Source organism: Psychromonas sp. MB-3u-54, assembly GCF_002836415.1.
In the GTDB taxonomy this organism is placed as follows: Bacteria; Pseudomonadota; Gammaproteobacteria; order Enterobacterales; family Psychromonadaceae; genus Psychromonas.
Window position 1 is genome coordinate 59884 of the sequence record NZ_PJBP01000180.1, and the last position, 14007, is coordinate 73890.

Here is a 14007-nt window from a genome sequence, read left to right on the forward strand (position 1 = left end):
TAGGGTCTGTTGACCTTTTGTGTGCATTTTTGCATAAATTTGTGGGTGCTTTATACAAGGAATAGCCTGCAACCTGTCGTATTCTACATAAATAGGCGATAACCGATACGATCGTATTCACAAATTCTGCCCTTCGGGTTCATTCAAAAGCGTCCTGCGCTGCGTTATACGTCGTTTACATCGAATAACTATGCTTCACTTCTAATGCCTTGCTCAGAACACGTTTAGATTGAACGAAATTTGCACTCCAAAGGTCAACAGACCCTTGAGTTGCGGGGCTAAGATACGCATCAGATTTTCTGCAATACGACGTAACCCGAAGGCTTCTTCCATTTCCGTGTCAGCCTTGGTGATAAAACCCGGCATCCACTTTTCTATCTCGCGAATAATAGCGTTAGTATAAGCAAAACTGACGACTTCATCATTAAGCAGCAGGGAACGGTTGTCAATATTGACTGAGCCTATCATAACGGCATTCTGGTCAAACAGAATAGCTTTGGCATGGAGCATATTAGACCAGACTGATTCCTTCTTCCTGCCGTTCTCTGCGACCAAGGTCGGCGGGACTGCTTGGGTGTGATTAGTTTGATATCGGCGCCATTGTGTTTGGCAATCTTTAGCGCATGCATTAAGGTCTCATCGTGCAGAAAGTAGGGTGACTATCCAGATGCGCTCTTTTGCGGAGTGCATTGCACTGATCAGTGCGTTAAAAAGTATACTCGCATATCGTTTTTTATATTATGAAAGTCGCCACGATTTTGCTATGGCTGTTGACTCGAAGGCTTGAGGGTTTGAAGGCTTGAAGGCTCGAAGGCTTGAGGGTTTGAAGGCTCGAAGGCTTGAGGGTTTGAAGGCTCGAAGGCTTGAAGGCTCGAAGGCTTGAGGGTTTGAAGGCTTGAGGGCTTGAAGGCTCGCCATTCGCCACTCGCCACTCGCCACTCGCCACTCGCTACTCGCTACTCGCCACTCGCCACTCGCCACTCGCCACTCGCTACTCGCTACTCGCTACTCGCCACTCGCTACTCGCTACTCGCCACTCGCTACTCGCCACTCGTAGCTCATAACTCATAATCAAGCTACACTTCTTTATTTGAATCGCTATTCGTCACTTTTGGTTTTTAAGTTTAAAGGAATTAGTATGAAAAAGATCATCTCTGCTCTTGGTTTAATTTATTTATCCGCCTGTACCATCCAACCTGTCGCACAGAGCCCGGTTAACAGCGAGGAGAGTCAATGTATTGGCAGCGTTGAATTGAATCCGCAGGTCGCGGAGCTGTTTGCTGTTGCCGATGATCTGCAAATGCTGCAGCGCGCCTTAGGGGAGCCGGAACTTGGAAAGTTATGCCAGGGTAAGGTATATCAGCTTAAACAGGGGCAGACTTTGCCGCTGTATCGCTCTTGGAACAGTACTAATCCAAACAGTCAAATGGGGAGCTGGTGGGCGTTTAATAAACCAACGGGCAAGGTCAGCTTATACCGTAATGATTATGAAATCTGTTATCAGTGGTCACCATTAGATAAATTAACCCAGTGTCAATTAAAAGCAGGGGCAAAGGTGGTGATTGGTAATGGACAAAGTGCGCAATGTTCCGATTATTTATCTTATCCGGTTTCAGCCGTACAGCAGGTTTATATTGAGAACAGTAGTGAGTTAATGCAGGGCTGTGAGCAGTTTGATGCTGTATTTAAATGGCAGCCGGATGTGATTGAATCAAAACTTAGATTCAAATAATAAAAGGGCCATTACGGCCCTTAACTTAATTATCTGATCGTGATTAACGACTTTTATAGTTACGTTTTCGAGATTTTTTCTTTTCTATTTTATTTTCTGCCTGCTCTGCCATTAGCTGCGCCACTGCTATTTTTTCTACTTTTGCCATATCCGGCGTTTCAATACTTAAAGGACCCAGTGCACCGGATCTTAATTCATTCAGTAAAATGGTAGAAACTTTATAGATATCAAAATGACCTCCGGCGCGCAAGCAGCCTCGACGTAATGCAATGGCTTCCATTAATTCATGATCACTCTCGGGCAAGGTTTCCAGTTCGTAACGGCTTTTTAAACGTTCTGGATAATTCGCCAGCAGGTACTCAGCAGCATAATAAGCGATATCTTCATATTCAATGGCAGTATCTTTGATTGCACCGGTCACGGCAAGGCGGTATCCGGAATTTGCATTTTCAATTTTAGGCCATAAAAACCCGGGTGTATCGGAAAGCATTATTCCGCTTGGTAAACGGATCCGCTGCTGTTGTTTGGTGACGGCGGGCTCGTTACCTGTTTTTGCTATGATCCGATCTGCTAATATATTGATAATGGTTGATTTTCCAACATTTGGAATACCCATGATCATGGCGCGGATCTGTTTATCCTGACCTAATTTATGGGGTAACATCTGTTCACACAATTTGGTTATGTGATGTACTTGTTCAGGTTTGCTGGTGGTAATGGCAAGTGCCTTTATACCCTGCTCCTGCTCTAAATAAGTGATCCATTTGGCAGTAATCTCAGGATCGGCTAAATCTGATTTATTGAGCACTTTAATACAGGGGGTATTTTCGCGGATATTAGCAATGAGTGGATTTTCACTGCTATAGGGAATGCGTGCATCAACGACTTCAATAATGATATCAACCTGAGGCAAGACCTCTTTGATCTGCTTGTGTGCTTTGTGCATGTGCCCGGGAAACCATTGGATATTAGCTTTACTCATTTGATTTTAAACTCTTTTGTTTTATATAGTATCCAATGGGGAGGTTCTTGGGGTACTAAATGTGATTGTGGGAATGATCGACAGTAATGCTGCCTGAAGGAAAGTTTAACTTATTGAGGGTTAACCATCAAATATCATTGCTGGCGTGGTTATTTTATATTTGTATCTGACTCTGATTAATCAGCGGATTAATCAGAGTCAAGGTCATTGCCGTGATTGTAAAGCAAGGCCGCTTGAACTAGGTGATTTCTTATCTAGTCGGTTTGAAGCATCCAATCTTTCGCTTTGATCTCGCGAATCTCTTGGGCTTTGATCTGACGAGTTTCTTTCGCAGTATCTGACTGTGGTGCTTGTTTTTCTTTTTTCTGCTCAGCTTCCTTTGCTGTCAGTGCTTCTGCTGCTTTTTTCTGTTCAGTTTCCTTTGCTGTCAGTGCTTCTGCTGCTTTTTTCTGTTCAGCTTCCTTTGCTGTCAGTGCTTCTGCTGCTTTTTTCTGTTCAGTTTCCTTTGCTGTCAGTGCTTCTGCTGCTTTTTTCTGTTCAGTTTCCTTTGCTGTCAGTGCTTCTGCTGCTTTTTTCTGTTCAGTTTCCTTTGCTGTCAGTGCTTCTGCTGCTGTTTTCTGTTCAGTTTCCTTTGCTGTCAGTGCTTCTGCTGCTTTTTCCTGTGCAGATTCTTTTTCTGCAAGTGGTTCTTTGTGTTTTTTTGCAGGTGGTGTTTTCAGTTGCGGAAAGGCCACGTCAGCCTCAGTTGCGTCGAGCAGAGCCTCCGATTGGCCTGCCATATGGCTATATAAAGCCTGATAACTGCTGGCAACCTGTCCCATCAGTTTAGCGCTGTCGGAAAAGTGGTTACTGACCTGAGATTTATAATGATCCAGTTCTGCTTTGGTATTATCCAGCGCTTGCTGCTGCGCGGCTTTTTGCTTCCTGCCTGATGTTATACGACTGATAACATAACCAATGATGCCACCAATAACGCTGCCTATAATAAAAATCAACACTCCGCTTATTTCTGTCATGTGCATTCCTTAATATAATATATAATAAATCACTACGTCATCGATATAACTATTTGAATAATATAGATTAAGACGATGCAGATAAATTTTATTCAAAGTAGGATAAGAATAAGCGCGATTTTAAATTATGCAAACTCATTGGCGAAGTATTCATGGCAGGATGAGACATAACAGTCATCAATCAGCGTTATAATCGTTATTCTATAAATTTGACGCTTGTGTACTTAACTTAGACCCTATCATTGTGCTGCCTTTTTTGATCTAACCGCAGCTTATCAATGCATAGCGCTGCCATTTTTGACTATTAACTTAAGTAAGATACATGGACAGTAGGTTCTGCCAAACATTAAAATCAAATCTCTCATTGCGCTAATTTTTCTTTTTTGTCCCGGGACTGCATTCTCAAATCCTGTCGCGGCGCTGTTGTTATTGGAAAGATTATTGAGTTTTGTAAAATGACTATTCACTACCGAGCTTAAGCGTTAGAATATTCACATCAATCAAGAAGAGTGGAAGGTACCTATGGCTTATATACCCAGTAATTATAAAAGTTTAGAAAGCGATTATCGAGATAAAGCATTAAAATTATTTCCTTGGGTCTGTGGAAAGTGTACGCGTGAATTTGTTTATTCAAATCTGCGCGAATTAACAGTTCATCATGTCGACCATGACCATGCCAATAATCCGGCAAATGGCAGTAACTGGGAGTTATTATGTATCTATTGTCACGACCATGAACATGATAAATATACTCAGGCTGACATCTATGGCAGCAGCGTTAAGGCGGGTGACGATGAGCACGTGAGTGCCACCTATAATCCCTTTGCGGATTTACTGGGTAAAATAAAAAAATAATTTTATGAATGTTTGTTTAATAACTTACTCTGCCCCGCACATTGAAACTCGCATTTACAGGCTGCATGGGTATAATCGCCTTTTTTATTGAGACCTTAGAGTAAATTATGGAAAACTTATTGGACAAGCGTTTTCGAGGCTTTTTTCCGGTTATTATTGATATTGAAACGTCTGGTCTTAATGCGCAAACCGATGCTATTTTAGAAATAGCGGCGATTTTACCGGCAATGGATTCACAAGGTTATCTTTTTGCTGCTGAAAAAATTCATTTTAATGTGTTGCCTTTTGAAGGTGCAAATTTAGATCCGAAAGCCTTAGCCTTTACCGGTATTGACCCTTTTAATCCTCTGCGTGCTGCGGTGGATGAACGGGATGCACTCACTGAGATATTTAAATTAGTGCGTAAACATCAAAAGCAAAACCTCTGCAACCGGTCAATTATCGTTGCGCATAATGCCACATTTGATCAAGGTTTTATCAATAAAGCCACCGAACGTTGTAACTTAAAACGTATGCCATTTCATCCTTTTGTCAGTTTTGATACTGCCAGTATGGCCGGTTTGATTCTGGGACAAACGGTGCTTGCGAAAGCCTGCCAACAGGCAAGTATTCCCTATGATAATAAGCAGGCACATTCGGCTTTATATGATACGGAAGTGACTGCAGAGCTATTTTTTTATATGGTAAATAAATTGAAGGCGTTAGGCGGCTGGCCACTCGCTCCGGTTTAAGCGGGGTATTTTATAACTATCAGCTGTATATTGTGCGGACATTGCGTCTTTGTGCGCTTAAAATTGGAATAGCAAAGATAAAAACAGATCAATTGGTTTGCGGATGGGTTTTATAGCTAGGCCATTAATTAAGTGATTTGGTATTAGGCAATAAAAAAGGGATACGTTGAGTATCCCTTTTTTATAGTGTGATTCAGGCTTGATTCAGAATTTATTCTGACTCAGCTGCTGCTGCTGTTGCCGCAACTGCCTGCTCAACAAGAGGCTGTAATTCACCTTGTTGTGACATTTCCATAATAATATCGCATCCGCCTACTAATTCGCCAGCGATCCATAGTTGTGGAAAGGTTGGCCAGTTTGCATGTTTTGGTAGCTCTGCGCGAATATCTGGATTTTGTAGAATATCTACGTAAGCAAAAGGGTGACCGCATTGCATTAGTGCTTGAGAAGCCTGTGATGAAAAGCCACAGCTAGGTAATTTTGGCGAGCCTTTCATGTAAAGCAATACTGTATTTTCACTGATTTGGCTTTTGATTTTATCTAATGTTTCCATTTTAATATCCGGTAATTATGTTATTGGGATGGTCACCACACTCTAGCATAGTCAAAATGCTTTATAAATATGGACTAATTAAATCTACTTTATCATAAACTTTCATTGACATGGATCATTTTCTTGGGGACTATTACATTAAGTTAAGACCAAAAATGATAGTAATAATTCTATCACTCATAACTATATAAATTAACTATATAAATTGGAGATTATAAACATGGCTTTTGAATTACCAGCATTACCCTTTGCAATCGATGCGTTAGAACCACACATTTCTGCTGAGACTCTTGAATTTCATCACGGCAAACATCATGCAACTTATGTTTTAAAATTAAATGGGATAGTTGAAGGTACTGATTTGGCTGAAAAATCTTTAGAAGATATTATTAAATCTGCTAAAGGTCCTCTGTTTAACAATGCTGCACAAGTGTGGAACCATACGTTCTACTGGAACTGTCTTGCTCCGAATGCGGGTGGCGAACCTACTGGTGCTGTTGCAGATGCAATTAATTCAAGTTTTGGTTCGTTTGCAGAGTTCCAAGCAGCTTGGAATGATAAAGCCGTCAATAATTTTGGTTCATCATGGACTTGGTTAGTGAAAAAAGAAGATGGTTCACTGGATATTGTTAACACATCAAATGCAGCGACTCCATTAACCGACGAAACAGTAACGCCACTATTGACCGTTGATCTATGGGAACATGCATATTACATCGATTACCGTAATGCTCGTCCTAACTACTTAAATGGTTTCTGGGCATTAGTTAACTGGGATTTCGTGGCTAAAAACCTAGCTTAATCGCTTTATGCTTTCTCTTTAAATTTGTAGAGATGGCAAGATAAGCAGCGTAACCGTTGTTTATAAAAAAAACCTTAATTTTTATATTAAGGTTTTTTTATGGGCGATCATAAATAATGGATATAGATGCTGTTATTTTAAATTTTTTCTAGATTGCTGTTATTTAAAATATTGTTGATTTTGTTTCACTAATTTGGATATTAGCCTCGACAGGCGATAATATAACGCTTCAATTCTTCTAAAAAACAGTGCCATGGCAATAGTGCCGACTAAAAAAGATAAAACAAATAATAACAACATTGTTGAAAAACTTTTTTCCTGGTAATCATTAATTAAGCTGAGAATCTTCCCCTGTTCAAGAGAGATTCGAATATAACCAATTTTTTCATTGTCTTTATAAAGTTCGGCTATCTGCGGAATGATCCCCTGCGATCGTTTATCATTGGAAGACGCTATGTTGAGCAGCGTAGGTAATGGAAGCGCATCTTTTGATTGGAAAATTATTTTGCCAAACTGATCGTAGATTGTTACATCTCTGACGATAGGATCATCAGTCAACTCATGGATAAGTAACTGTAAATCTTCATTCTTCTGCTGTGAAAGATAACGAGAAGCCTCCGAGGCTGCCAAGTTCGTTAATGAATATGAAAACCTTTCTGTTTGCTGATAACGAATCCCATCAGAAGTATTACGTAAGCTTATAAATTGATAGGCAATAACGCTACAGATAATCAATAAACTTGAAATTTGTAATGTCCGTAGCAGATAATACATTTTTTTATGCATTTATTATTCCTCAAGAACTGGCGGGTAAAACTTGCAATGATAAATCGCAATAGTTATGGTGTAGCCATAATTTAAACCCATTTAGGTGTAGGTATTTTACAGTGAAAGTAATAAAAAATCTTTGTAACCCTTCAAATTCTCAATCACTGATTCAATGGCGAGATTGTTTAAAACAAGATCTTAATGAATTAGAAAATCTCTTTTACCATCAAGGAAACTTAACGCAAGTATTACTTTCTGATTTCACCGTGAAAGCAGAACTTATTGTGATGGGAAAACAACTTACGACCTTGGATTTACATAACTTACTCACTTTTTTAGAAAATGAAAAAATCGACTCAATACAATTATTTGCACCTGAAATAATAGAAAACAGGGTGGTTATGCGTTTTGCTTTAAATGCTTTCCCCCAAGATTTAAAGGTTAAGTTAGATAATTTCGCTGCAACGTTGAAGTTGGATTTTGCATTGATGAAAAATTTCCCTGACTGGAGTAAACCAGGTTTAGTTTTAATGGACATGGATTCTACCACTATTCAAATAGAGTGCATTGATGAAATTGCACGACTGTTTGGTGTCGGTGAGCAGGTCTCAGCGGTCACTGCGCTGGCGATGCAGGGAAAAATAGATTTTAATGAAAGCTTAAGAACGCGAGTCGGTAAATTAACCGGGGCACCGGTGTCAATTTTAAAAGAGGTTGCAGATAATATGCCTTTGATGCCGGGCTTGCTTGAACTGCTTAAGGGCTTAAAGGAAAGTGGCTGGAAAGTGGCGATCGCGTCCGGTGGATTTAACTATTTTGCAGATCGTTTAAAAGAGGATCACGGCTTTGATAGGGCTGTCGCAAATACTTTGGAAGTTGTAGATAATCACTTAACAGGTCAAGTTGTGGGTGAAATAGTTAACGCCAGCGTCAAGGCACGCACACTGTCTGAATTAACTGAAAAGTTTGATATCCCACTATCACAAACCGTTGCTATTGGTGACGGGGCGAATGATTTATTGATGCTGCAGGCTTCGGCGATGGGCATTGCCATACATGCCAAACCAATAGTACAAGAAAAAGCGGCAGTATCACTGAACCATATGGATTTGTATGGGGTACTGGGAATATTAAGCGCCAATAATAGCACTCACTGGTAATACCCAGTTTTAAGAGAATGACTATAACAGATAGGCCGATCAGTTTGAGGTTTGAATAAATAGTCTATGCCCTATCGATTTATAACAAAGCAATAGGGTATAGCACTGTGTATTAGCCATTAAGAGAGATGTATTAGGCATTAATTGATTCATTGTTCTTTATTTTTTTGGCTATATCAAGTTCAATAACACGTTGCAAATGCGCTGCACTGTCTAAATTTAGGCTTAAGAAGTTAATGCCTAAAACACCTGGTTGTTGATGCATAATAATACCACTCAATTTGAGCTCTATATCTTCCCCTTCCAGTATTAATGTCATGCGGACGTTATCATTTTGGATACCAGGCCAATTGTCAGGACATTGAATTGAAGCACCCTGAGCCGTTATCTCTAATATGTTACTCTGCCATGTTTCTAAATCTGTTGCTCCTTCTCGACTCAATATACAATACCCGATAGGATGAATAGGTGGGAACTCCCGTTTATCTTTCATATTGTTCCTTTTTATTTCGTTATTATGGTGTTCCGATATTACGGATAAATCGCTCATATATAACAGGTAATTGTTCGCATATAAGCGACTTAGCCAATACATTATGGTGTAAAATGGCTCCTTCTATGAGGGGCTGGGTTAATTTCTCAATAGCCTGTTGAGCAATTGGGAAATAGCTTATATGCCAAGGCTCGATGGCTACTCCACCGTTATATTTTTGGTACGGGCGATAAAATCCAAAGGATTTCATATTCTCCGAAAGCCATTGAGTGAGTTCAAAAAAATATCCTGCTTCACTGTATTCACTCACTGTTAATTGTAATTTTTTGCCTGCGGGTAGACAATTTGGATCAAAAATATCAAAATCGGTTCCCCAGTGATGGCGACTGGTGCCCGGTAATGCAGACCAGTGAAGAATGGCAAATAATTTTTCAATCTCAGAGAGTTTATCTATTGCTAAAGGATGCCCCTCTTTATTCAATATTCGGGTTTTTCCCGAAAATTTATTATTCCAGATTAATTGCTGCCGTTCAAAACTACGAAACCCACTGGCTATTTGCAGATTAAAGCCGGCTTTTTGTGCTGCGAGTTGCAATCCCTTAAAAGCAGATACAACCTCTTTATGCACATAAATATTATTCGAAAGTTGGGTCAAATGTGAAGACACTTGACCGGTTAGCTGCTCATCTAGCATGTAATACCAAATCCATTAATTTTCTGTTCATTTATGCTGGTTAAAATACATGCTAGCTAGACATAAAACTCCGTTTTAGTCTTTGTTATTGATTTGATAATTAGAATAACTAGTTACTGCAATCAATGCCTTGCTTTCATGCATTTTTCCGGCGCCTAAATAGACCACCTAATTAGTGGGATTGGCATAACAATTTTTCCAGGGTGAGGCGGTGAATATGTACCAACTCTTCCAGGTCTGCAATTTTCACTGATTCATTCACTTTGTGAATGGTTTTATTACCGGGCCCCAGTTCAACAACTTGCGCCCCTGTCGGTGCGATAAAACGTGCATCGGAGGTGCCACCACTGGTGGAAAGCTCAGTTGTTAACCCATTGACAGAAAAGATAGCCTCACTTACCGCATTAGTCAAAGAACCTGGTTGAGTAATAAAGGGAGAGCCGTTATAGGTCCACTTAATCTGGTAATTAAGCGCATGTTTTTGCAAAATAGCCACCACACGCGCAACAATCATCTCGGCTGTTAACTCGGTCGAGTAACGGAAATTAAACTGAATCTGCGCCTCACCAGGCACTACATTACCCGCGCCCGTGCCGGCATTAAAATTGGTTACCTGAAAACTGGTTGGTGGGAAATACTCATTACCCTTATCCCACTCCATCTGCGATAACTCAGTGAGCGGTTCGATGCAGGCATGAATAGGGTTCTCGACCATGTGCGGGTAAGCAACGTGACCTTGCACGCCATTAATGGTTAAATCGGCCGTTAATGACCCTCTGCGGCCATTTTTAATAGTATCACCAACATGATCTGTGCTTGAGGGCTCTCCAACAATACAATAATCTATTTTTTCATTACGCGCTTCAAGTGTTTCAATCACGCGCACAGTGCCGTTGATGAAAGGTCCCTCTTCATCGCTGGTGATAAGCAACGCAATGGAGCCCTGGTGATCTTGATGGGTTTTTATGAACTGCTCTAACGCAATGATAAAAGCGGCAATACCACTTTTCATATCTGCAGTGCCACGGCCGAATAAAAAACCATCGACAACGGTTGGCTCAAAGGGAGGGTAAGTCCAATTTTCTTCAGGACCGGTTGGTACCACATCGGTGTGTCCCGCAAAACAAAAAAGCGGTTTTTCTGTTCCCCTGCGTGCCCATAAATTGGTGGTATCTTCGAACACCATGACTTCACATTCAAAGCCTAATTTTTCAAGTCTAGAGATTAATAACGGCTGGCATCCTTCGTCATGTGGGGTAATAGAACGGCGGCTTATTAAATCTTTTAAAAGAGCCAAAACTGGGCTATCTGACATGGGGTTTCCTTTATAATGAAAATAGAGTTTGGTAGGTGTCGATGTTAAAACCAAGCTGATAGTGATTATCATGGTGCAGAAGAGGGCGCTTGATCAATGTTGGGAACGCAATAAAGAGTTCGATGACAGTTTCGGCAGATAAATTTTCTTTCTGTTCTGCAGTCAGTTGCCTGAAACTAGTGCTGCGTTTGTTGATAAGATCTGTCCAGTGAATATTTTTTAAAAAAGAGCCAAGCAGGATTTTATCTAAACCGTCTTTACGGTAATCATGGAAAGTATAAGGTAAGTTATTTTGTTCAAGCCATTTACGGGTTTTTTTAACGCTATCGCAATTGGGAATGCCATAAAGTGTGGTGATCATTTTTTACTCGTCAGCAATAATAGTTAAAATATTGTAACAATTAATAATAATAAGATCAGCACAGAAACTAAAAGAGTCGCATTAGCGACTCTTTTAAAAGTTAAAAAAATTTACATTATTTAACTATTTTAAGAACAGGATCAATTCCAACTACAACAGTACCGGACATTTTTTGCAGTTCTTTAATTTCATCCATGTTTGAGATAACAACAGGCGTCAAGATTGATTTTGCTTTTTCAGTTAGAAATGCAAGATCAAACTCAATAATTGTATCACCCATTTTTACTGTTTGGCCTTCTTCAGCAATACGCGTAAAACCTTTACCTTTCAGCTCAACAGTATCAATACCGAAATGCACAAAAAGCTCAATACCCGTGTCAGACTCAAGCGAGAATGCATGATTTGTTTCAAATATTTTACCAATTGTTCCGTCACAAGGAGCAACCATTTTGTTGCCGGTAGGACGAATGGCAATACCATCACCTACTATTTTTTCAGCAAAAACAACATCAGGCACCTCTTCAATCGCAACAATTTCACCAGAGATTGGCGCTATTAGGTTGATTGTACTTTCAGTTTGAGTATTACCTGAAACCGCTTTTTTTAATGAATCGAAAAAACCCATGGTCGAACTCCCTATTATTGTTAATAGTTATATTTTTTAAATGAACTTATTTTTTATTTACAGTGTAGCTCGTTTAAAGATTTAATTAATACCTTTAGTTTTGTTGAACTCATTCACTAAGGCTTCAATTTCAGCGGCTGTTGCCACTGATAATGCTTGATCAGCAAGTGCTTTTACATCGGAGTAATTAGTATTACGGATAATTTTCTTAACCGTTGGGATAGACATCGCACTCATGGAGAACTCGTCAAGACCCATGCCAACTAACAATAATGTGGCTTTTTCATCACCCGCTAACTCACCACACATACCCGTCCATTTACCCGCCGCATGGGAAGCATCAATCACTGTTTTTATAATGCTTAATACAGAAGGGGTCATTGGATTGTAGAGAGCAGAGATAAGTTCATTACCGCGGTCTACAGCAAGGGTATATTGGGTTAAATCATTTGTACCGATACTGAAAAAATCAACTTCTTTAATCAGGTGATGCGCAATCGCCGCTGCCGCCGGCGTTTCGATCATAACACCGATTTCGATCTCTTTATCAAAATCTAAACCTTCTGCAGTAAGTTCAGCTTTAAGTTCATTCAAAATCTCTTTTAGTCGACGAATTTCTTCAACTGAGATTATCATCGGGAACATAATACGAATTTTACCAAATGAAGATGCACGCAATAAAGCACGCAATTGAGGATTCATTATTTCTGGTCGATCGAAACAGATGCGGATTGCACGCCAACCTAAGAAAGGATTTAATTCCGTTGGCAAATTAAGGTAGGGTAAATCTTTATCGCCACCAATATCCATTGTACGGATAATACAAGCTTGACCATCCATTGCTTCAACAACGTCTTTATAAGCTAAAAACTGTTCTTGTTCAGTGGGTAACTGGTCACGATCCATAAATAAAAATTCAGTACGGTATAGACCAACACCTTCAGCACCATTACGTTTTGCACCTTCAGTATCTTTAACACTGCCGATATTTGCACACACTTCCACATGATGCTCATCAAGTGTTACTGCAGGCAAATCTTTTAACTTGGCAAGTTCAGCTTTATCAGCCAGAAATGCAGCTTTGATGCGTTTCGCTTCTTCAATTTCCGCATTCGTTGGATTAATAATAACTTTATTATTAAGTGCATCTAAAATGATTAAATCACCATTTTTTACACGCTTAGTAATATCCTTTGTACCAACGATGGCAGGAATTTCGAGGGAGCGAGCCATGATTGAAGTATGTGATGTTCTGCCACCGATATCGGTTACAAAACCGAGCACTTTATCAAGGTTGATTTGTGCTGTTTCTGATGGCGTTAAATCATTAGCAATTAACACTACCTCTTCAGAAATATCACTTAAATTAACAATTTTAATACCCAGTACATTCTTCAGTAAACGGTTGCCAATATCACGAAAATCAGCGGCGCGTTCACGTAAGTAAGGATCTTCGAGCTGTTCAAGCATGTTGGCATTTTCTTCAACAATAGTATGAACCGCAACATCAGCACTGCATTTTTTTTTGCGAATGTGAGAAACGATATCTTCTTCTAGCTCTTCATCATCAAGCAGCATCAGATGACCTTCAAAGATTGCCTCTTTTTCTTCGCCAAATGTTTCGAGTGCTTGTTGTTTGATAATTTCAAGTTGAGCTGATGTTTTTGCTCGCCCGTCTTTAAAACGTGCGATTTCGTTATCAGAATCACTCACTTTTGCCGTATTAAGGGTAATTTCATCTTCCTGTAATAATAATGCTTTTGCTATCGTTATACCAGGAGATGCTAGAATACCAGATATCATAATCCATCCTTTAAAGTTCTAATTAAAATTTGGACTCTTTCTATAAAAAATTGTAATTAAAGGGTTTATTTTACAACAATCTAATAAGAAAGAGCCTAAAATTTACAAATGATGCAA

Annotated in this window: 16 protein-coding genes; 5 read left to right on the forward strand and 11 right to left on the reverse strand. The window is 39.7% G+C overall.

Going from position 1 to position 14007, the window contains the following annotated elements:
* Positions 1-213: 213 nt before the first annotated feature.
* Positions 214-555, reverse strand: coding sequence for a phospholipase D-like domain-containing protein (locus CXF72_RS17165; RefSeq protein ID WP_269801203.1), 342 nt, complete (start codon positions 553-555; stop codon positions 214-216).
* Between the two features lie 583 nt (positions 556-1138).
* Here CXF72_RS17165 and CXF72_RS17170 point away from each other — a divergent pair.
* Positions 1139-1732 (forward strand): hypothetical protein, encoded by a 594-nt coding sequence (locus CXF72_RS17170; RefSeq protein ID WP_101040933.1) that lies wholly within the window; start codon positions 1139-1141, stop codon positions 1730-1732.
* 43 nt (positions 1733-1775) lie between these two features.
* On the opposite strand, the gene ylqF is transcribed toward CXF72_RS17170, so the two are convergent.
* A complete protein-coding gene (gene ylqF, locus CXF72_RS17175) occupies positions 1776-2714 on the reverse strand; it encodes a ribosome biogenesis GTPase YlqF (protein ID WP_101040936.1) in 939 nt (312 codons plus the stop codon).
* 254 nt (positions 2715-2968) lie between these two features.
* Positions 2969-3730, reverse strand: coding sequence for a ZapG family protein (locus tag CXF72_RS17180; protein ID WP_198552650.1), 762 nt, complete (start codon positions 3728-3730; stop codon positions 2969-2971).
* A 522-nt stretch (positions 3731-4252) separates the two neighbouring features.
* Here CXF72_RS17180 and CXF72_RS17185 point away from each other — a divergent pair.
* Together CXF72_RS17185 and rnt are read left to right on the forward strand one after the other, a co-directional pair.
* Complete coding sequence (locus tag CXF72_RS17185; RefSeq protein WP_101040940.1) at positions 4253-4585, forward strand: YajD family HNH nuclease; 333 nt, start codon at positions 4253-4255, stop codon at positions 4583-4585.
* Positions 4586-4692: 107 nt separating this feature from the next.
* Positions 4693-5316, forward strand: a complete 624-nt coding sequence (gene rnt / locus CXF72_RS17190; RefSeq protein ID WP_101040942.1) for a ribonuclease T — start codon at positions 4693-4695, stop codon at positions 5314-5316.
* 211 nt (positions 5317-5527) lie between these two features.
* On the opposite strand, the gene grxD is transcribed toward rnt, so the two are convergent.
* Positions 5528-5869 carry a Grx4 family monothiol glutaredoxin gene (gene grxD, locus CXF72_RS17195; protein ID WP_101040943.1) on the reverse strand — a complete coding sequence of 114 codons (342 nt, stop codon included), beginning with the start codon at positions 5867-5869 and terminating at the stop codon, positions 5528-5530.
* A gap of 220 nt (positions 5870-6089) precedes the next feature.
* On the opposite strand from grxD, the gene CXF72_RS17200 reads away from it, so the two are divergent.
* Positions 6090-6671: a Fe-Mn family superoxide dismutase gene (locus CXF72_RS17200; RefSeq protein WP_101040945.1), complete on the forward strand. Its 582-nt coding sequence runs from the start codon at positions 6090-6092 to the stop codon at positions 6669-6671.
* A 159-nt stretch (positions 6672-6830) separates the two neighbouring features.
* On the opposite strand, the gene CXF72_RS17205 is transcribed toward CXF72_RS17200, so the two are convergent.
* Positions 6831-7457, reverse strand: coding sequence for an AhpA/YtjB family protein (locus tag CXF72_RS17205; RefSeq protein WP_101040947.1), 627 nt, complete (start codon positions 7455-7457; stop codon positions 6831-6833).
* 101 nt (positions 7458-7558) lie between these two features.
* On the opposite strand from CXF72_RS17205, the gene serB reads away from it, so the two are divergent.
* The gene (serB, locus tag CXF72_RS17210; RefSeq protein WP_232785014.1) at positions 7559-8599 is read left to right on the forward strand and encodes a phosphoserine phosphatase SerB; all 1041 of its coding nucleotides are present in this window, start codon (positions 7559-7561) and stop codon (positions 8597-8599) included.
* 133 nt (positions 8600-8732) lie between these two features.
* Here serB and CXF72_RS17215 read toward each other — a convergent pair whose 3' ends face one another.
* The 6 genes from CXF72_RS17215 to ptsI all read right to left on the reverse strand — a co-directional run bounded on the left by CXF72_RS17215 (position 8733) and on the right by ptsI (position 13890).
* Complete coding sequence (locus CXF72_RS17215) at positions 8733-9092, reverse strand: PilZ domain-containing protein (protein ID WP_101040949.1); 360 nt, start codon at positions 9090-9092, stop codon at positions 8733-8735.
* Between the two features lie 22 nt (positions 9093-9114).
* Complete coding sequence (locus tag CXF72_RS17220; RefSeq protein ID WP_101040951.1) at positions 9115-9786, reverse strand: M15 family metallopeptidase; 672 nt, start codon at positions 9784-9786, stop codon at positions 9115-9117.
* A 172-nt stretch (positions 9787-9958) separates the two neighbouring features.
* Entirely contained in the window at positions 9959-11101 is a 1143-nt protein-coding gene (gene dapE, locus CXF72_RS17225; protein WP_101040953.1) for a succinyl-diaminopimelate desuccinylase, read from the reverse strand.
* Positions 11102-11111: 10 nt separating this feature from the next.
* Positions 11112-11462, reverse strand: a complete 351-nt coding sequence (locus CXF72_RS17230; protein WP_101040955.1) for an ArsC family reductase — start codon at positions 11460-11462, stop codon at positions 11112-11114.
* A gap of 115 nt (positions 11463-11577) precedes the next feature.
* Positions 11578-12087: a PTS glucose transporter subunit IIA gene (gene crr / locus CXF72_RS17235; RefSeq protein ID WP_101040957.1), complete on the reverse strand. Its 510-nt coding sequence runs from the start codon at positions 12085-12087 to the stop codon at positions 11578-11580.
* A gap of 81 nt (positions 12088-12168) precedes the next feature.
* A complete protein-coding gene (gene ptsI / locus CXF72_RS17240; RefSeq protein WP_101040959.1) occupies positions 12169-13890 on the reverse strand; it encodes a phosphoenolpyruvate-protein phosphotransferase PtsI in 1722 nt (573 codons plus the stop codon).
* Positions 13891-14007: the final 117 nt, after the last annotated feature.